General features: G+C 39.7%; 17 protein-coding genes. 2 read left to right on the forward strand and 15 right to left on the reverse strand.

The window, feature by feature from the left end; all coding sequences use genetic code 11:
• Positions 1-347: 347 nt before the first annotated feature.
• Together KI375_RS11130 and KI375_RS11135 are read right to left on the reverse strand one after the other, a co-directional pair.
• Positions 348-1,091, reverse strand: a complete 744-nt coding sequence (locus tag KI375_RS11130; RefSeq protein WP_212973568.1) for a FixH family protein — start codon at positions 1,089-1,091, stop codon at positions 348-350.
• 20 nt (positions 1,092-1,111) lie between these two features.
• Positions 1,112-1,684, reverse strand: coding sequence for a DeoR family transcriptional regulator (locus tag KI375_RS11135; protein WP_212973569.1), 573 nt, complete (start codon positions 1,682-1,684; stop codon positions 1,112-1,114).
• Between the two features lie 652 nt (positions 1,685-2,336).
• On the opposite strand from KI375_RS11135, the gene KI375_RS11140 reads away from it, so the two are divergent.
• Entirely contained in the window at positions 2,337-3,464 is a 1,128-nt protein-coding gene (locus KI375_RS11140) for a 5-methyltetrahydropteroyltriglutamate--homocysteine S-methyltransferase (RefSeq protein ID WP_212973570.1), read from the forward strand.
• A gap of 233 nt (positions 3,465-3,697) precedes the next feature.
• On the opposite strand, the gene cysC is transcribed toward KI375_RS11140, so the two are convergent.
• The 8 genes from cysC to KI375_RS11180 all read right to left on the reverse strand — a co-directional run bounded on the left by cysC (position 3,698) and on the right by KI375_RS11180 (position 12,525).
• Positions 3,698-4,297 carry an adenylyl-sulfate kinase gene (cysC, locus tag KI375_RS11145; RefSeq protein WP_212973571.1) on the reverse strand — a complete coding sequence of 200 codons (600 nt, stop codon included), beginning with the start codon at positions 4,295-4,297 and terminating at the stop codon, positions 3,698-3,700.
• A 15-nt stretch (positions 4,298-4,312) separates the two neighbouring features.
• Positions 4,313-5,494, reverse strand: a complete 1,182-nt coding sequence (gene sat, locus KI375_RS11150) for a sulfate adenylyltransferase (RefSeq protein ID WP_212973572.1) — start codon at positions 5,492-5,494, stop codon at positions 4,313-4,315.
• Positions 5,495-5,531: 37 nt separating this feature from the next.
• The gene (locus KI375_RS11155; protein WP_212973573.1) at positions 5,532-6,458 is read right to left on the reverse strand and encodes an AraC family transcriptional regulator; all 927 of its coding nucleotides are present in this window, start codon (positions 6,456-6,458) and stop codon (positions 5,532-5,534) included.
• Positions 6,459-6,614: 156 nt separating this feature from the next.
• On the reverse strand, positions 6,615-7,628 hold the full coding sequence (locus KI375_RS11160; RefSeq protein WP_212973574.1) for a Gfo/Idh/MocA family protein: 1,014 nt from the start codon (positions 7,626-7,628) through the stop codon (positions 6,615-6,617).
• Between the two features lie 302 nt (positions 7,629-7,930).
• Complete coding sequence (locus tag KI375_RS11165; protein WP_212973575.1) at positions 7,931-9,346, reverse strand: sulfatase family protein; 1,416 nt, start codon at positions 9,344-9,346, stop codon at positions 7,931-7,933.
• A 254-nt stretch (positions 9,347-9,600) separates the two neighbouring features.
• On the reverse strand, positions 9,601-10,419 hold the full coding sequence (locus KI375_RS11170; RefSeq protein ID WP_244852541.1) for a sugar phosphate isomerase/epimerase family protein: 819 nt from the start codon (positions 10,417-10,419) through the stop codon (positions 9,601-9,603).
• A complete protein-coding gene (locus tag KI375_RS11175; RefSeq protein WP_212973576.1) occupies positions 10,419-11,441 on the reverse strand; it encodes a Gfo/Idh/MocA family protein in 1,023 nt (340 codons plus the stop codon). The genes KI375_RS11170 and KI375_RS11175 overlap by 1 nt, the downstream gene beginning before the upstream one ends.
• A gap of 202 nt (positions 11,442-11,643) precedes the next feature.
• On the reverse strand, positions 11,644-12,525 hold the full coding sequence (locus KI375_RS11180; protein ID WP_212973577.1) for a helix-turn-helix domain-containing protein: 882 nt from the start codon (positions 12,523-12,525) through the stop codon (positions 11,644-11,646).
• A gap of 145 nt (positions 12,526-12,670) precedes the next feature.
• Between KI375_RS11180 and KI375_RS11185 the strand changes: the two genes are divergently transcribed.
• The gene (locus tag KI375_RS11185) at positions 12,671-13,504 is read left to right on the forward strand and encodes a phytanoyl-CoA dioxygenase family protein (protein WP_212973578.1); all 834 of its coding nucleotides are present in this window, start codon (positions 12,671-12,673) and stop codon (positions 13,502-13,504) included.
• 267 nt (positions 13,505-13,771) lie between these two features.
• Here the strand turns inward: KI375_RS11185 and KI375_RS11190 are convergent, their stop codons facing one another.
• The 5 genes from KI375_RS11190 to KI375_RS11210 all read right to left on the reverse strand — a co-directional run bounded on the left by KI375_RS11190 (position 13,772) and on the right by KI375_RS11210 (position 17,547).
• The gene (locus tag KI375_RS11190) at positions 13,772-14,605 is read right to left on the reverse strand and encodes a sugar phosphate isomerase/epimerase family protein (RefSeq protein WP_212973579.1); all 834 of its coding nucleotides are present in this window, start codon (positions 14,603-14,605) and stop codon (positions 13,772-13,774) included.
• Positions 14,606-14,618: 13 nt separating this feature from the next.
• Positions 14,619-15,083 carry a hypothetical protein gene (locus KI375_RS11195; RefSeq protein WP_212973580.1) on the reverse strand — a complete coding sequence of 155 codons (465 nt, stop codon included), beginning with the start codon at positions 15,081-15,083 and terminating at the stop codon, positions 14,619-14,621.
• The gene (locus tag KI375_RS11200; protein WP_212973581.1) at positions 15,073-15,387 is read right to left on the reverse strand and encodes a hypothetical protein; all 315 of its coding nucleotides are present in this window, start codon (positions 15,385-15,387) and stop codon (positions 15,073-15,075) included. Before KI375_RS11200 ends, KI375_RS11195 begins: the two co-directional genes overlap by 11 nt.
• A gap of 65 nt (positions 15,388-15,452) precedes the next feature.
• Positions 15,453-16,466 (reverse strand): ABC transporter ATP-binding protein, encoded by a 1,014-nt coding sequence (locus KI375_RS11205; RefSeq protein ID WP_212973582.1) that lies wholly within the window; start codon positions 16,464-16,466, stop codon positions 15,453-15,455.
• The gene (locus tag KI375_RS11210) at positions 16,456-17,547 is read right to left on the reverse strand and encodes an ABC transporter ATP-binding protein (RefSeq protein WP_244852543.1); all 1,092 of its coding nucleotides are present in this window, start codon (positions 17,545-17,547) and stop codon (positions 16,456-16,458) included. The genes KI375_RS11205 and KI375_RS11210 overlap by 11 nt, the downstream gene beginning before the upstream one ends.
• Between the last annotated feature and the right edge of the window lie 2 nt (positions 17,548-17,549).

Below are 17,549 nucleotides of genomic sequence, written 5' to 3' on the forward strand. Positions count from 1 at the left end.
CGTCCTTTTTGTCGAAAAGGTTCATTTTTTATCTGTAAAAAATATATATAATATAGAATGAAGGAAATCCTTGCAAAGAACAAGAGATATTGCAAAATTTCATTTAAATGACAATTTGGAATTGCTCTTCACAAGCTGCAAAAAATCCGAAATGTTTCATCACATTTCGGATTTTTTGCAGCTGCTTATTCTTTTATCCCGCATTAACGAATAGTAATACCTACCCCTCAATGATTTAGAGAATAGGTCAAGCTATCCGTAAGTCCGGGTCGACAGGATATCGCGAACTTAGCCTTTGATCTTTTCAAATCAGTGGGAACGGAAGAAAACCTCCACTAAATAAAGCTTCACTTTGCCTCTATTTGATATTCTTCATGTTCGTGTAAATCCTCGTCATCCTGAACATGGATTCTTATATGATAAGCACCCGTTTCCTCAAAAACAAATGGCGAAGAGTATTCTCCTGGTGTTCCTTCTTCAGCATCAAGCCAATCATGTTCTTCGGAGTCATCTTTCCAAACTTCGTAACGAACTCTGGCATCTTTCAATGGTTCGTTTTCAAGTTGTAGATGGACAATAAAGTCTACTTCATCATCTTTCTTTACATCTTCCGGCTCCATAAAATGCATACTGAAGCCTTCCGCATGTGCTTCATGGTTATGATCTCCATGCTCATGGCCCTCTTCTTCTGCTGCTCCTTCTCCTACCGTCACAGTTTGCTTGGGCATATTGTGCATACCTCTTGCTGTCACATGCACCTGAACAGTGAATGCACCATCATGATCAAAAGTTGTTTCAGCCTCATACGACCCATCCTGATTATTCACAGCATCAATCATGGTGCTTTCCTCTTTTCCTCCTTCTTCCCAAATTTCAAATTGGACCTCATCCGCATCAGCGACATCTTCATCCCCTTGTGTTACCACAGCTTTTAGATCAACCTTTTCATCCACTTCAACATGTTCAGCTACTTCTAGCTGCACTTCCAATATCGCTGGTACCTCATCATCTTGACTTTTGGCATCATTTCCACAAGCTACTAAGGTTATAAGCGAAATTCCTAGCAAGATACTTCCAATTGTTTTTTTCATATAGATTCTCCTCATTATCTTTATTTCGAATGCGGACATTTAGACCCATTCATTTTTTCATCAATCGCCGCAACAGCCTCATCAAATGGGTAAAGTTCTCCGCCAAAACCTGTTTGGAATTGGGTCGCCTGTTGGAACGATTCAAATACAAGCACTTGTGGTTCACAACAATTTAAGTTTAAATTAGTTCCCATCATAAATGTTGCCATTTTTGCACTGATAGTCGTATCCTTTAAAAAATCACGACAAATGATTTGGGATACATCATTTTCAATATCTTTATAGCGCAGTAATCCACAATGAGCACAGCAGGTTGTTTCAATTTTTTGGTCTACTCTGATTAATTGAACCGAAATTCTTGATTTTGCTGGCTTGAAACAATATGTACAGACATCTGGAGGTATAGATTGTTCAGGTGAAATAGAGATTCCTTTAGAAGTCTTTAACACTTTTTTCTGATCCAATAACGGTTTAATATCACGATATATCGTCATCTCTGAAACATTAAATCGTTTACTAATGTCCGATATACGCAAGCTTCCTTCTTCCTCTAGCCATATTAAAATTTGTTGCTGTCTTTCAATTGGTAGCAAGCTATCTCCCCCTCCTTCTCCATTATGCCTAATCTAAATTCGTCCTGGCAAGTATACCCACGATAAAATATGTGAATATTTGTTGAAGTTTAACAAAAATAACACATCTAGGAAATTCATTCTGTTTGAATAGTATGTTTGTGGATTTCGTTTAAATAAGTAACGTTAAAATTGATTAAAGAAAAAAATGTGTTGAACCGAAATTTGGTATGCTTTGTTCATTTCTATTTGCCTTATGAATAGAGTAAACAATTGAAATTTCTCTTGACACAATTGCATTCTCGCTATAGGATTAATGACAAATACATAGACTATTCTTATCAATAAAGATGGAGGGATTTTTAACAAAATAGTTTCTCTAATTTTCTAAAACAATCATCTCCAAGGTAAGAAGAGTAGTAAAATGATGTGTTCAAACAGGAGGATAAAAAGGACCAAGAAGTTCGAGGCGGCGTAGCGGGTAAGCAAGCCAACGAACTTGGGCGTGTGTGGTGACTTCGACGTTTGGCACAGGACGTGTCAGTACTTAGTCAAAGATCATTTATCCCACAGTGTCATTTTTACCGGACTTTTTGAACATCCTCTAAAAGGGATTTTTCAACCTCTTCCGATATTTTGAAGAGGTTATACTTAGTTTAAAGGAGCGGGGAAAATGACAAGAACACTGGCAAAAACACCATTTCGTGCAGATATTGTAGGAAGTTTCTTACGACCACAGGTATTGAAGGATGCGCGAAAGCAATTCCAAGAAGGAGAAATAACGAAGGAAGATTTGCGTTCAATTGAAGATTCAGAGATCGCGAAGCTTGTAGAAAAGCAAAAAGAGGCTGGTTTACAAGTTGTAACAGATGGAGAGTTCCGAAGAAAATATTGGCACGCTGACTTCATTTGTGCTATTGAAGGAATTCGTACTGTAGAAGTAGAAGTTGCCGGCTTTTTCCAAGGGGAAATGAAAAAGCTTACATCATACACAGTTGCTTCTCCTTTAAAATTTCCTAAAGGCCATCCATTTTTAGCTGATTTTCGCTATTTAAATGAAGTAGCAGGTGATCATACGGCTAAAATTACCATTCCAGGTCCAAATATGATTTTTCATTCTGGTGTGCTGAATAGTGACATCTATGCAGACAACCCTCCATACCCATCCTTGGATGCTGTCGCAAAGGATATTGCAAAGGTTTATCAAGATGCAATTCAAGCCTTTTATGATGCAGGTTGTCGCTACTTGCAACTGGATGATACAAGTTGGGGTGCCTTTTTCAGTCAAGCATCACGTGAGAAGATGGAAGCTAAGGGCTGGGATGTAAATGAAGTCATGGAAAGATTTGCCGATATCACCATAGAATCGATTGCTCATAAACCAGATGATATGATGATTTCACTCCATGTTTGCCGGGGCAATTTTAAATCGGCCTGGTTATATGAGGGAGATTACGAAGCTGTTGCTAAGCCATTATTTTCTAAAGTTAACGTAGATGCTTTCTTCTTGGAATTTGATAATGAACGTTCAGGAGATTTTGATCCACTTCGCTTCATTCAGAAACAAAACGTAGTATTAGGATTAATTACGACTAAAACAGCAGAATTGGAGAATTCAGAGGAAATCAAACAACGAGTAGCAGAAGCTGCTGAGTATGTTGACCTTGATCATCTATGTCTAAGCCCGCAATGTGGATTCGCTTCTACTGAAGAAGGAAACCTCATTACAGAAGAAGAACAATGGGCGAAAGTACGCCATGTTGTTCAAATTGCTCATGAAATTTGGGAAGAAGAGAGATAAAAACCAAGAGGCTGGGATATAACTAAAATGTTAAGCTCTAAAAACGAACAATGTATTATCTTAGCGACGGAACTCCTGCAGGAAGTGAGAGTACGGCAAGCCTCCCTGATGGGGTTGCCACTCCCCGCGTAAATCGTAGGATAGGAGCGAGTCTATCCACCATACTAGTTCGTTTTTTTCTTTGGTGAAAACATTTTTGTCCCAGCTTTTTTTATTGTCTTTGTTTTTTTCTCTCATTCTATTAGTCCGCGTCTTTGTAAAAAATCAATCACTTGATTCACAGATGTTTCGAAATCTTGTTGATCGTTTTCTATCACCATTTCGGGATTGGCAGGTTCTTCATAAGGAGCATCAATTCCGGTAAATTCCTTGATTTCTCCAGCTCTTGCTTTTTTATACAATCCCTTAGGATCCCTTCGTTCACATTCTTCTAGACTGCATTTTACAAACACCTCGATGAATTCATCAGGCCCAACCATTTCTCTCACAAGCTTTCGATCTTGCTGATAAGGGGAAATAAAAGCTGTGAAGGTGAGGATGCCTGCGTCGATAAATAATTTACCGACTTCACCGATCCTGCGGATATTTTCGGAACGATCTTCTGGGCTAAAACCAAGATTTTTATTTAGACCATGGCGAATATTATCCCCATCTAATACATATGTGCTTAATCCTTGTTCATGTAATTTTTTCGCTATCGCAGCACATAATGTTGATTTCCCAGAAGCTGAGAGCCCTGTGAACCAAACAATCGCACTTTTATGACCATGCAATTGTTGTCTTTCCTGTTTTGTCACTTGTTGAGCTTGCCAAGTGATATGTTGTGATTTCACCCAGTTTTTCTCCTTTCAATCTATATGTGACTGTAATCCATTAATTAATACTTGCGCTACTTCGGGACGAGAAAATTCGCTCGGTGGTTTTTCCCCCTTTCTTAGCAGTTCTCTAACTTTTGTTCCACTTAAATGAATGTGGTGCTCCTGCTGATGGGGACAGGTTTTAGAGGTGGCCATATTTTCACAACGCTTACAATAAAAGGCATGTTCAAATTTTAAAATGGTCATCCCAATCTCTTCTTCATACTTTCCTACAAGCTCCTGTGCTTCATACGTTCCATAAAAATCCCCAACCCCTGCATGATCACGCCCAATAATAAAATGAGTACATCCATAATTTTTTCGGACAAGTGCATGCATAATCGCTTCCTTAGGACCCGCATACCGCATCGCTGCTGGATAGATAACAAGTTCCACACGATTTTTCGGATAATAGTTCTCTAATAAAATTTGATAGCTCTTCATTCGCACATCGGCTGGAACATCATCTGCCTTTGTTTCTCCTACTAAAGGGTTTAACAACAACCCATCGACGTTTTCCATAGCAATTTTTTGAATATACTCATGAGCACGATGAACGGGATTTCTTGTTTGAAAACCGACAACGGTTTCCCAGCCTAATTGTTGAAACATTTCTCTTGTTTCCTTCGGTGTCTTATGAAAAGCTGCGAAAGGATGATGGCTTGGTTTTTGAATCATATAAACCGGACCCGCAAAGTAAATTTCCGCTTTTTCAAGAGTCTTTTCAACCCCAGGATGTGTACGATCAACCGTTCCATAGACTTTTTCGGCCTCAGCTAACTTATCATAGCTATACTTTTCTTCTAAAAGCAGTGTGCCATATATCTTGCCATCTTCACCTTTTAAAGCGATTTCCTCTCCAAGCGAAAAATGGATGGCTTCTTCACGAGGGACGGGCAATGTGATTGGGATACTCCACAGCAGACCATTAGATAAATGCATATGTTCCAGGACATTTTGATAATCTTGCTGATTCATAAATCCCTTTAATGGGCTAAATCCCCCATTAGCAAGTAACTCTAAATCTGATAAACTCCAATCGGAAATCGTTAAACTCGGTAAAGTTTCCGCTTTTTGAAGCGCTTGTTTTTTTTCGAGTTCGGGAACTTCTCGATTCATCAAAGTCCCACCATGTGGACAAATGGTTGATGACTGGGATTCTTTCGTTTTCATACACTCATCCTTTCACGATTCCATCGTTGTTTCCTGCTTAATATGACTCTCGACTTGTTATATATATGTTCTGATGCTGCTCCCTGAATTTCCCCGGAGAACACTTCACTTCTCTGCGGAATAATCGACTGAAAAAAGCTGGATCATCATATCCTACCTTAATGGCAATATCAATGATCTTATCATTACTCTCAATTAGAAACTTCTTTGCTTTTTCAATTCGAATAAACTGCAACATTTCCACAATCGTCTGATCAGTTTCTTGCTTAAAAAGTCGATTTAAATGGCGGGGGCTGATCGTAAATAGCTTACATAATGAAGGAATGGAAATTTTTTGATCATAATTTCTAGAAAGATACCCACATACTCGCTGGACTAATAGGCTACTAGATTCAATAGTAGGGGAATCCGGTTGTTTAATTTGCTGCTCATTATATATTCGCGATAATAGAATTAATAATTCCACTAACTGTAGGCGAATTAAGGTAGAGTAGCAGGACCCTTCTCCTGTATATTCATTCATCATTCCTTCTAATAAAGAATGTAGTCGCTCGGCATAAACGCCTTTCAGATTTAATAAATGATGAAATCGTTCCTTATTATCTAAAAATGGATGAATATAGAAATAATCCATTGATTGCGAGACACCTAGTTCCTTCAACAAAGAATCCTGAATCAAATTAGGCAGAAATAGACAATTGATAATATCAATTTTTTTCCCTACTTCCACCTCAAATGTGTGAACCTCTCCAGGATTAATAATAAAAATATCATTCGTTTGAATACGGTACGTTTGCTCTTCAAAAACGTGCTTCGCCTCACCCTTGACTACGTATACTAATTCAATAAAATCATGTGAATGAGCTGGTGGAACATTCATAGAATCATGCCGATATTGCTGAATCCAAAATGGAAATGCATTATTTTTCATATATTCTTGACTTCGATATCTCATTACACTCATCTTCAATCCTCCTTCTAGATTAAGATGAAAAGATAGAACGATTAGATTTGTTTGAAATTATCTAATTTTACAAAACAACCTTTCGTTAGTCAATTTTATACTGGCATCATCAATAACTCTATCCACATAAGGCGATTGAAGGAATGCGATTCCCGTTTAGTTTTTTTGTTTAAGTGTATTCACCTCAATGACTGCACCATTTTCTTGCTGGGAACGGATGGCGGCCTCGATTACTTCCTGTGCCGCTAGCGCCTCCGAACCTGAACCCGTTATGTCATCTGGAGAAACGTTCAATGTGATTTCTTGAATAAATGTTTGCAGCCTATTTTTAAATGTGGCATTAAATCCTTCCATTCCTGTCAAAACAGAATTACGCATCACCGTTAGTTCTGAGCGACCATGGGGATAATAAGTGACCTCATTATATACATCATCGATCACAAATCTTCCTTTTGTTCCCGCTACCTCACATTGCTCAATGGGATGACGACTATCCATATCATAGCTACCCGTTAAATGCCCTACAGCTCCTGAAGCAAATTCCATATTAATAGAAGCAGTGGACCAAACTGTTCTACCTGGAGCTTTTGCCATAAATGCCTGTACTCGCTGAATCTCTCCACCAAAAAAGCGCATAACATCTATGGAGTGAGGGTGCAAAGCACGTAAATGAATCCATGGCGTTGATTCATTGGGATTACCAATTGTTAGTTTCATATTGACATATAATAGAGCACCTAATTCCCCTTGTGTCACCCATTCTTTGGCCTTATGAGCGGTTGGAGCAAAACGGTGGTTTAAGTTACAAGCGAGTCTTACTCCTTTCTCTTTTGCAAATGTAATCATTTCTCGTGCTTCGGACAATTGGTTGGATAAAGGTTTCTCCACTAGTACATCTTTTCCCTTTTCAATTGCGAGCATGGCAGGCTCAAAGTGATGAGATCCGTTTTCGATTCCGCCTGTTGCAATGCTGACCACATCAATTTCTTCATTTTCTAATAACATGTTTAAATCAGTATACGATTTCACGCCGAATTCTAGAGCGGCTGCTTCGGCCAACTTTCCATCCAGATCACAGACTGCTACCAATGTCACATTAGGGATCTCCTGATAATAACGACAATGCAATTTTCCGATATTGCGCAATCCAACGACAGCAGCTTTAAGCAAAAAGATCATCCCTTTCTGTGTTTAAGTGAGTCTGGGACATAACTATTTTTACCAAAGAAAAAAATGAACGACCAAGGTGCATAAACCCCGCTCCGGAAATATACTTCGCTTTCCGCGGGCGAGTGGCAAGCCTCCTCAGGCTTCGCCTTCCAGGGTCTTGCCGAACTCTCACTTCCCGCAGGAGTCTTCGTATATTCCCTACGCTAAGGTAATGTATTGTTCGTCCTTAGAGCTTAACGCTTTAATTATGTCCCAGCCCCATGCCTTTTTATAAGTTATTCCCGATCCAAAGAATGGTTTCCCTATACCTTTGACTCGTTCGTCTTTTTCTCTTTCTTTTCTTTTGCTTGTAGATCCTGTGCTGTTTCTATTGAACCTATATACATAGAATCATAGGCTTCTTGAGATGTTTTAAAAGGACCCTGATCTAGACCATGCCATTGTAAATTTGTATACATGGGATTCGCTCTGCCTGTTGCATGCTCCCTTTTCGCAATATACGCTTCCATTCTTTCTGTTAATGCTTTGACAATCTCTGGCTCTCGCTCTGCTACATTATTTAGTTCAAGCGGATCTGTAAAAATATTGTATAATTCCACTTCTGGTTTAAAATGAAGATCAGGCTCCAACGCACGAATTAATTTCCATTCAGGTGTTCTCCAACCGTGCTTGCGCATCCATGTACATTCTGTAATATAAAATTCAGAGGTTTGTTGAAAACGCTGATGATCATTATGGACGAGCGAGAGTAAACTTTGCCCATCAAATGAAATATCTGTTTTTATACCAAGTAATTCCAGAATTGTTGGGGTTAAGTCTTTAATTAAGGTAAATTCCTCCACCCTTTTTCCAGCTGGTAATTTTCCCGGAAATTTAAGAATTAAAGGGACGACTAGGTTATGTTCATAAAGTCCATGATGATCATACCAACAATCATGTTCATTTAATGTTTCTCCGTGATCGGAAGTGATAATCACCAGCGTTTCTTCTTCAATTCCTAATGTTTGAATACTTGTTAACATCTTTTGAATACAAGCATCCATATAGGCAACTGCTCCGTCATATTGAGCATCGACATAATCAGAATCTGTGCATCCTTCTGGCAACCATGAAGTAATATAGTCAGCAAATGGCTTAAATTCCTTTAGTTTATCCAAGGATGTATTTGCTGGGTCGCATTCATCCCCATCATAAAATATCCGGTCAAAAGGGGCAGGGGGTAAATAAGGAGAATGGGGATCCATATGACGCATAAATAAGAAAAACGGCTCCTCCTCACTTGCTAATCTTTTCAGTTCTGGGATCGCAACCTTATTTAAATTCTCTGCTTTAGGGCTTTTTCCCGTTGCATCAGGTCCCCATCCTGAATAGTCGATATATTTTTGAAACCCTCGTGAGGATGGGTTACCAGTAAATCCGATACAAGTTGTTTGATATCCGTGGTCTCCAAGTATCTCCGGCAGGGTTTGCACATGATCCCCTAATGGCCCTTTATGGCGAAGCGCCACCACATCTGTTCCAAAACAATCCATTCCTGTTAGCATGGAAGCATAGCCTGGTGTTGTAGGAATACTTGGACTAAAATAGTTTTCAAACAACACACCATCTTTCGCAAATTGATCGATATGAGGGGTTGTCAAACGATCATATCCATAGGAACTCATGCGATCTCTGCGCAGACTATCAATTCCAAACATAATAATATTAGGCTTTTTCATGGTTTACCATCTCCTTTTAAGAAAAGCGCAAGCGCCTTGCTCAGCCCCGACAAGCAAATGTTCTGAGACAAGAAAAGTCCGGTTTTGACTTTTATTGGCTCAGGTTATTAAGCAGAACATCGGCTAAAGTCGCCACATCCTGTGGCAACGCCGATGAACTCACATCCTGTGAGCTTCTCGGGGCTAGGCGCTGGAGCTAGATCAAGCATTAGCCGAAATTTATACCTTTTAAAAAGGGAGTGTAAAGAACTCCCTTACTCTTTTACCATTTTTTGATCCCGTGCACCTAAAACCTGTAAGCAGGCATTTAAATATCCATAACTTTCAGCGGCAACAATCGAAACATCAGCTAGGGAATGTTGATTTGCCCCAATTACTTCAAGACATACAGGGCCATCATAATCGCCATCTACTAAAGCCTTGCAATAGGCGAGTAAATCGATGTCTCCCCGTCCACATGCTTGATTTTGAATATCTCCAGGACCAGCTGTTCGGCCTTTGCAATCCCGAATATGCACATGCTTCATTCTATTTAACACTTTTGGCAGTTCTTCCTCAGGATTTTCATTTCCTCGAAAAATATGACTCGGGTCCATATCGATTCCGAAAGCTGGAGAATCAATCTCATTCATAGCTTGTAATGTTGTTGGTGTATTATAGATTGCATTTCCTACATGAGCCTTCACACATAATGTGACACCATATTCCTCTGCCTTTTTTGTTAAAGCACGAAGCGTTTCAATCGAATGGTGCAAACTATCCTCATCACCCGATTTCCCGCCTGGCCCTACATTGATAACAGGAATCCCTAATTCAGCTCCAGCTTCAAAAGCTTTTATTAAGCGCTCTTCATCAAGGGAAGCCACTTCCATAGATAAAAGTTCCAAGCCATTTTCCTTTACAATCGCTTTTAGCTCTTCCGCCTGTTCACGCCAACGATCTAGCTCAAGATGTTCACACATTCCTTTAATGGCCGCTATCTCTACACCATCATAGCCACAGTTCGCAATTTGCTTTGCGGCAGTCGCAAAATCAAAGTCCTTGAATAAAACAGAATTGACACCAAGCTTCATTATTTTATCCCTCCTGGAATTCGTTCAAGATCTTTTACATCGACAATCGTCCCCGTTTCCCAAGAACGGATCGCTGCTTCAATAATCGTTTGCGCTTTCAGGGCATCCTCTCCGGAGCCGTTTACTCGATCGTATGTCACACCAGTCTTGAGCTGATCCACAAAGGAATTGATCCGGCTTTTAAAAGTTTCAGGAAATGCTCGCATCCCACCTAAATAGCTGTATTTTTCAGTTTCAATACTATGCCGCGGATAAAACGTTAAATCTTCACAAGCATCCTCTAACACGAATCTTCCTTTCGACCCAACTACTTCACAATGCTCAAGGCCGTAGCTAGCGCCTGCGTCATAGCTTCCTACTAAATTACCAATCGCGCCATTTTCGAACTCTAAAATGATTTGTGCATTCGACCAAATTGCGCGCCCCTCCCCTTTCATCATAAAGGCTCCTACTCGTTTGACATCTCCACAAAAATAGCGAATCACATCAAAGGAATGGGGATGCAGAGCACGGAGATGAAACCACGGTGAACTTTCAACAGGATTATTAATCCACATTCTCATATTAATCATATGGACTTTCCCTAAGCGTCCGGCTTCAATCCAAGACTTGGCCCGTTCAGCCGCAGGGGTAAAGCGATGATTGAGATTGACCGCATAAGGAATTTGATTATCCCGCGCAAAATCAACCATTTCCTGTGCTTCCGCTAATTTGTTTGAGATCGGCTTCTCCCCTAGTACAGGAATCCCTGCTCTAAGTAATTCCATTGTCGGTGCATAATGCTCACCACCATTTTCTTCCCCTTTAGTGCAAACACTCACTAAATCTAATGGAATCTCGCTATCGAGCATTTCTTTGACACTGTAAAAAGCTTTCGCACCATATTGTTGCGCGGCTTTGTCTGCCTTTTCCTTAATAATGTCGCAAACCGCTACAATCTCCGTATCCTCATTTTCCGCGTAAACAGGAGCGTGCGTATTCCCAATATTCCCCACACCAACAATTGCTACTTTTAACGTCATGAAACCATCCTCTCTAAATCTTTTTTATTAACGATGCCTTCTGTCTACCAATCTCCCATCCTACAATGCTTGAAATGATAGGAAGCGCTTGCAACATATCATAAAATTCTCTCTGCTGTTTAAGTAGATCTTAACAAGCTTTCGCCTAATCTTCATTGTGTATCCTGCCAAATTCATGGTCAATTCGGACATTTTGTGAACCTCACACTTCCAAACATTGTCTCTTATATTCCGTTGGAGTCAAGCCAGTCAATGATTTAAAATTTCGGCAGAAGTAATGGACACTTGAATATCCAAGCTGATCAGCCACCTCTTCAATCAGTTCCATATCAATGAGTAATTGCTTAGCTTTTTTAATGCGTTCTGTAATTAAGTAATGTTTAGGTGCACATCCCATAATATCTTTAAACAGATTGGAAAAATACGTAGGATGATACCCGCATAAATCAGATAGTTCCGTTAAAGGCCAATGATAGTCTGGTCTTTTTTGAATTGCTTCTAGGGCTGGAGCAATTTTTCTCTTTTCGCTCTTCCATAATCCATTTTGTAATTTTTGTCGAATAATTGTTGTAATCAATTGTAAAAACAAAGCTCTGGACATGCAGCCATACCCTGGTTCCTCTAAACGAAATTCTATTACAAGCTGATCAAATAAATCTTCAATGTTTGGGATTGTCATATGATTAGGAAACACCAGCTCTTTTTGCTCATTGACAATGATTGTATAGCTCGGAATTTGTTGCCTTAATTGCTCTTCTGAACAAAATTGAATCTGGTGAAGGGGATGTGTAGGCTCGACCTCCTCTGTACACCAATCAAAATGAATACTCATAAATGTAAAAGGATCATCTTCTGCTGCAATTAGCTGATGTGGACATTGCGGACCATAGAATACGAGATCTCCCGCTCGCAAATCAAATATTTGATTCCCCATTCTCAATGTTGCCTTACCAGAAAGGGTGTAGACAAATTGACAATCCCCTATAATCCGTGGTCCCCACGCTTGGCCAGGTGATGTCACCATTTTATTTGCAAAATGGATCATCGGTCGTAATTCGGAAAGTCTAATCACTTCTCTTTTCATTGCCTATCCCTCCGAAGAATCGTATATGATCTGTGAAATGTGCAATCTTCTATTAGAAAAGTCTAAAGACAGAGCAAAAACTAGACTGTTATCATGAATGTACAATCTTTTAAGATTGAAAAAACAAATGGAAAGGGATGTAAGCATGTTAAGTACAGAGCAATTACGGCAGTTCGAAGAAAATGGTTTTGTCAAAGGCGATGTCATTCTAGATGATAGTCAAGTGAATTTGTTACGTGAACAATTAGACCTTGTTTTGGATGGGAAATCAGTCAAAAAACCCGTGCTGAATCGCGATCTAACAAACTCTGATTCTGAATTCGGCATGAAAATGTCCAAAAAGGATACCGTTGTTCAAATTGTCAATATGTGGATGGTTAGTGATGCCTTTTTCCAACACGCGGCTAATGAACGCCTATGTGAAGAAGTTGCTCAGCTCTGTCAAACAGATACACTCCGAATCTGGCATGATCAGGTTCAATACAAACCACCTGTTATTGGTGGACCTGGAGACTGGCATCAAGATCATCCAGCATGGCCGATTATCCAACCAGCTGATCTAGTTAGTGCTTGGGTTGCCCTTGATGATGCCACTGTTGAAAACGGTTGTATGTGGATGGTTCCAAAAAGCCATAAATGGGGTGACCAACAAGCCTACTTAACCAATACAGCTGATTATAAGCCTAGTCATCAGCAACCGGAACGCCTGCCTGAAGGAGCTAATACTCAAGCAGTTCCATTTGAAATCAAAAAAGGGCAGGTAGGCTACCATCATTGTCTCACCTGGCACGGCAGTGGACCAAATCGTTCACAACGGAAACGGAGAGCCATCGCAGTCCATTATATGCCAGGTCATGTACGCTATGAACCGACTGGGGCACATCCAATGGAACCATTCGTAACTGTTCAACCAGGTGAAATTTTAACAGGGGATGATTTCCCTATTGTTTATCGAAAGGAAAGCGTTATCCCCCGATAATTTGCATAAGGGATGTCCTGTTTCACGACATCCCTACTTTCTTACTTATCCCGCATTAACGGGTAGTAATCCCTCCACCTCAAGGATTTAGAGAATACGGAGAAGCGCAGATGGGGATACACTGCCGTATAAGCCCCCGATTGGTTCAGGCCAACAGGATGCCGCGATTTTAGCCTTTGATCCTCTGTAATTAGTGGGTTTAAGTTCGCGACAACAAGCACTAGCACGTCCTGTGCGTCGAAAAACCCCCACTGATTAAAGTTTCGCTTATTTGGTCGTCACGGACGCTTTGTCAAATTGTAAGACACGATCTCGAATATCACAGCAATTATCTATGTTTACATATTCCATAATAAAAGGGATACCTTCCGTGTACTGATGATATTGCTGGAAAAAGAGTGGCCAATCAATATCGCCATCCCCAATCGCCCGTCCGTATGCATCATTGACTTTCCGATCCTTTCCATGAAAATAAGCAATATGAGTAGATAAATAGTGAAACATATCTTCTTCTGAATGATTGGCAATCAAATTAGCAGGATCTAAAAGGACTTTAAGATGACTAGATCCAATTTGTTCTATCAAATCTACTGTCCGCTTTGCGCTTGGGATAATATCTAAAACACAGGGTTCCAAAGCAATTGAAACATGATATTTCTCCGCCTTTTGCACAAGCTGACCTAGGCGATCTTTAAACAGATCAAAAGCAGATTCATAAGTGTCCGCATTGATTCCTCTCTTCCCTGGGATAAATCCACACTCTGTGGAGACATAGGGAATGTTATTCGTAGAGGCAATTTCCATTAATCTCTCAAAATAAGCTAGATTCTCTTCCGCCTCCTTCTCATCTTGCTCTAATAGATTCGTAAATACACCAATCGCCACTACCTCAATGCCATGGTCCTGATAAATATCGATAATTTCTTTACTTTTTTCATTTGTAAGTGTCTCTAAATTCGAACGGCCATTATACACCCAGTAATTAGAATCGGTTTGTGAAAAACATAGCTCTGTCCATTTAAAGCCCTCTTTTGCTAAAAATTGGGCTGTCTCCTTATTACTCAATTGCGGAAAGCTTCTTGATACAACGCCTACATCCATTCGTATCCCTCCATTATTTTGCCTCATCCCTACTTCCGAATCGCTTCTTTATTCTCCATATATAAGCTCCGATCAAACACGCTAAGCTTAACGTCAGTTCTCCTCCGCGAAGCAATATGCTGGACCACTCAGGCTGGTTGATTAATAATAATCTTGAGCCATTACAAATACATAACAATAGAATTTGGTAGCCGCAAATGATTAAAAAAGTGCTAAATACTCCGTTCTTTTTTAGACTTTTTGTTAAAATATGATGTATAACAAACACAAAGATGAGCCAACCAATCCCTAATAACACAAATGAAAAATTATCCACTGCCGGTATCTTCCAAGTATCGATCGAAAAGTACAAAAGATACGTCATCAATGTATCTCTCATTATGAACCAAAGAATCAATCCAATTCCTGCCGTTAGCGTCGTTAACCCCAATACGATTAGCTTTTGTAAAATTTCTTGACCTTTGGAGCTATTTTTCATTTGGAAGTTGATTCCTCCATTGTTGACGTGTTTTTTCAAGATCCGAAAGCAATGTAGAACGGGTCTCTTCACTATCCACTAAATTCGTCTTTTGGATATAGTGCACTAATCGCTGTAATTTTTTTGAATACGTTTTTTGCGCTGTCCTTTGTATATGAGAAATTCGCTCAGTATTCCCTTTCTCCTCTAATTTCTTTATTTTCGTTTGATAATGCCGGGACCATTGCTCCGGAATCTCACCATTTGCTACCTCCTCTAAAACGAGATGCTTTTGGCCAATATATTTCTTTGCAAAAGTATTCATAGACCAAATAGAGCCTAACATGATAAGAAAAAGCGAAAGCGCATAAATCAACACAAGCAAAAGAATCATATGGCAACAGAGCCTTTCAAATCTAATTCTTTTGCAAAATGGCAGGCTACATGATGTCCTTTGCTAATCTCCTGGAAGGCTGGGCTTTCTAGCTTACAAATCTCTTTAGCATAAGGACAACGCGGATGGAAATAGCAGCCTGTCGGTGGTTTTGCTGGGTTAGCCACTTCTCCTTTCAGAATAATCCTTTCCTTTTTCGCCCTAGGATTTGGAACAGGTTTAGCTGATAAAAGTGCCTCTGTATATGGATGCTTTGGCGTTGAAAATAAGGTTTCTGTATTGGCCATTTCGACCATCTTTCCGACATACATGACACCGACTCGATCAGAAATATGCTCAATGACCCCTAAGTCATGGGAGATAAATAAATAGCTTAAATGGAATTCTTTCTGCAAATTTTCTAAGAGATTAATAATTTGTGCCTGTATGGATACATCTAGCGCAGAAACAGCCTCATCACAGACAATGAATTTTGGGTTAGTGGCAAGCGCACGAGCAATTCCTATGCGTTGACGCTGCCCCCCACTAAAGGCATGAGGATATCTTTCTAGATGGCGACTATTTAAGCCAACAATTTCCATCAATTCTTTTACTCTCGTTTTCAATGCCTCTCCTTTAGCTATTCCATTACAAATTAACGGTTCCCCAATAATATTTAATACTGTCATTCTCGGGTTTAGGGAAGAATAAGGGTCTTGAAAAATCATTTGCATATCTCTTCTAATATCTCGTAATCCTTTATAATCCAATGTTGTTACATCAACTGTTTGACCATGGCGGTTTTTAAATTTCACATCTCCACTGGATGGTTCAATAGCCCGTAATAAACCTTTTCCTAATGTTGATTTTCCACAGCCAGACTCCCCTACAAGCCCAAAAGTCTCTCCCTCTTTTACATAAAAGGATATATCGTCTACGGCCTTTACTTCTCCGACACTTCTTTTAAAGAACCCCTTTTTGATCGGGAAATACTTTTTCAATGATTCTACTTCCAATATCTTATTCTCCATTTTTTTGCCCCCCTTCCCTTTCATTTGGATTTACTTTGACACATCTTACATAATGATCATCCTTAACTTCAACAAGTGGAATGTCTGCCACATTGCATAAACCATCTTCAGCAAGCTGACATCTAGAATAAAATCCGCAACCCTTTGGTAGATTAATCGGAATCGGAACAATCCCCTCGATAGATTCTAATGGTTGATTTGCTTTCCCCACTGTTGGGATCGACCGCAGTAATCCTTGTGTATATGGGTGTAAGGCTCCAAAAAACAATGTGTCGACATCTGTATATTCCACTACTTTGCCAAGATACATAACCGCAACTTCATCAGACATTTCAGCGATCACACCTAAATCATGGGTAATAAAGATGACAGCCGAATTAAAGTCTTCTTTTAGTTGATTAATTAGATTTAATACCTGCGCTTGTACCGTTACATCTAAGGCTGTTGTTGGTTCATCCGCAATCAAAATCGCGGGATTACAACAAAGCGACATCGCAATCATTGCCCTTTGCCTCATTCCACCTGACAATTCATGTGGATATTGGTCCATTCTTTGTTCGGGATTCGACATCCCTACTTTTTTCAATGTATCTATGGCAACTTTTTTAGCTTCCCTTTCATCCTTTGTAACATGCAAAAGGATGGCCTCAACCAATTGATTTCCAATAGTATAGATGGGGGAAAACGCCTTCATTGGCTCTTGAAAAATAACCGAAATTTCCCCACCACGTATATCTCTTATTTCTTTTCCTGTCGGATGGAGCTTTGCGATATTCACAATCTCTTCTTGCTTCTCATGTCTTCGAAAAAGAATATCTCCATCCGCAATTTTTCCTGGAGTATCAACGATTTGAAGAATTGCTTTTGTAGCAACACTTTTTCCACTTCCACTTTCTCCAACAATACCTAGCGTTTTTTTCTTCTTTAATTTAAAATCAACTCCACTTACCGCCTCTAAAATCCCTTCCTCTAATGGAAAATGAATATTTAAATTGGTAACCTCTAAAATAACCTCATCATCCTGATGAATCGTCGAATCCATTGTTGATGTCTTTTCCAGTACAACCTGCTTTTTCCTCATTC

Origin of the sequence: Bacillus sp. J14TS2 (genome assembly GCF_018333015.1) — a bacterium.
Lineage (GTDB): Bacteria > Bacillota > Bacilli > Bacillales > Bacillaceae_C > Lederbergia.

Excerpts from the sequence above, each read along its gene's own strand:
- KI375_RS11130 (WP_212973568.1), bottom strand. The coding sequence starts at position 1,091 with ATGAAAAAAACAATTGGAAGTATCTTGCTAGGAATTTCGCTTATAACC.
- KI375_RS11140 (WP_212973570.1), top strand. The coding sequence starts at position 2,337 with ATGACAAGAACACTGGCAAAAACACCATTTCGTGCAGATATTGTAGGA.
- sat (WP_212973572.1), bottom strand. The coding sequence starts at position 5,494 with ATGAAAACGAAAGAATCCCAGTCATCAACCATTTGTCCACATGGTGGG.
- KI375_RS11155 (WP_212973573.1), bottom strand. The coding sequence starts at position 6,458 with ATGAGTGTAATGAGATATCGAAGTCAAGAATATATGAAAAATAATGCA.
- KI375_RS11165 (WP_212973575.1), bottom strand. The coding sequence starts at position 9,346 with ATGAAAAAGCCTAATATTATTATGTTTGGAATTGATAGTCTGCGCAGA.
- KI375_RS11170 (WP_244852541.1), bottom strand. The coding sequence starts at position 10,419 with ATGAAGCTTGGTGTCAATTCTGTTTTATTCAAGGACTTTGATTTTGCG.
- KI375_RS11175 (WP_212973576.1), bottom strand. The coding sequence starts at position 11,441 with ATGACGTTAAAAGTAGCAATTGTTGGTGTGGGGAATATTGGGAATACG.
- KI375_RS11180 (WP_212973577.1), bottom strand. The coding sequence starts at position 12,525 with ATGAAAAGAGAAGTGATTAGACTTTCCGAATTACGACCGATGATCCAT.
- KI375_RS11185 (WP_212973578.1), top strand. The coding sequence starts at position 12,671 with ATGTTAAGTACAGAGCAATTACGGCAGTTCGAAGAAAATGGTTTTGTC.
- KI375_RS11190 (WP_212973579.1), bottom strand. The coding sequence starts at position 14,605 with ATGGATGTAGGCGTTGTATCAAGAAGCTTTCCGCAATTGAGTAATAAG.
- KI375_RS11195 (WP_212973580.1), bottom strand. The coding sequence starts at position 15,083 with ATGAAAAATAGCTCCAAAGGTCAAGAAATTTTACAAAAGCTAATCGTA.
- KI375_RS11200 (WP_212973581.1), bottom strand. The coding sequence starts at position 15,387 with ATGAATACTTTTGCAAAGAAATATATTGGCCAAAAGCATCTCGTTTTA.
- KI375_RS11205 (WP_212973582.1), bottom strand. The coding sequence starts at position 16,466 with ATGGAGAATAAGATATTGGAAGTAGAATCATTGAAAAAGTATTTCCCG.
- KI375_RS11210 (WP_244852543.1), bottom strand. The coding sequence starts at position 17,547 with ATGAGGAAAAAGCAGGTTGTACTGGAAAAGACATCAACAATGGATTCG.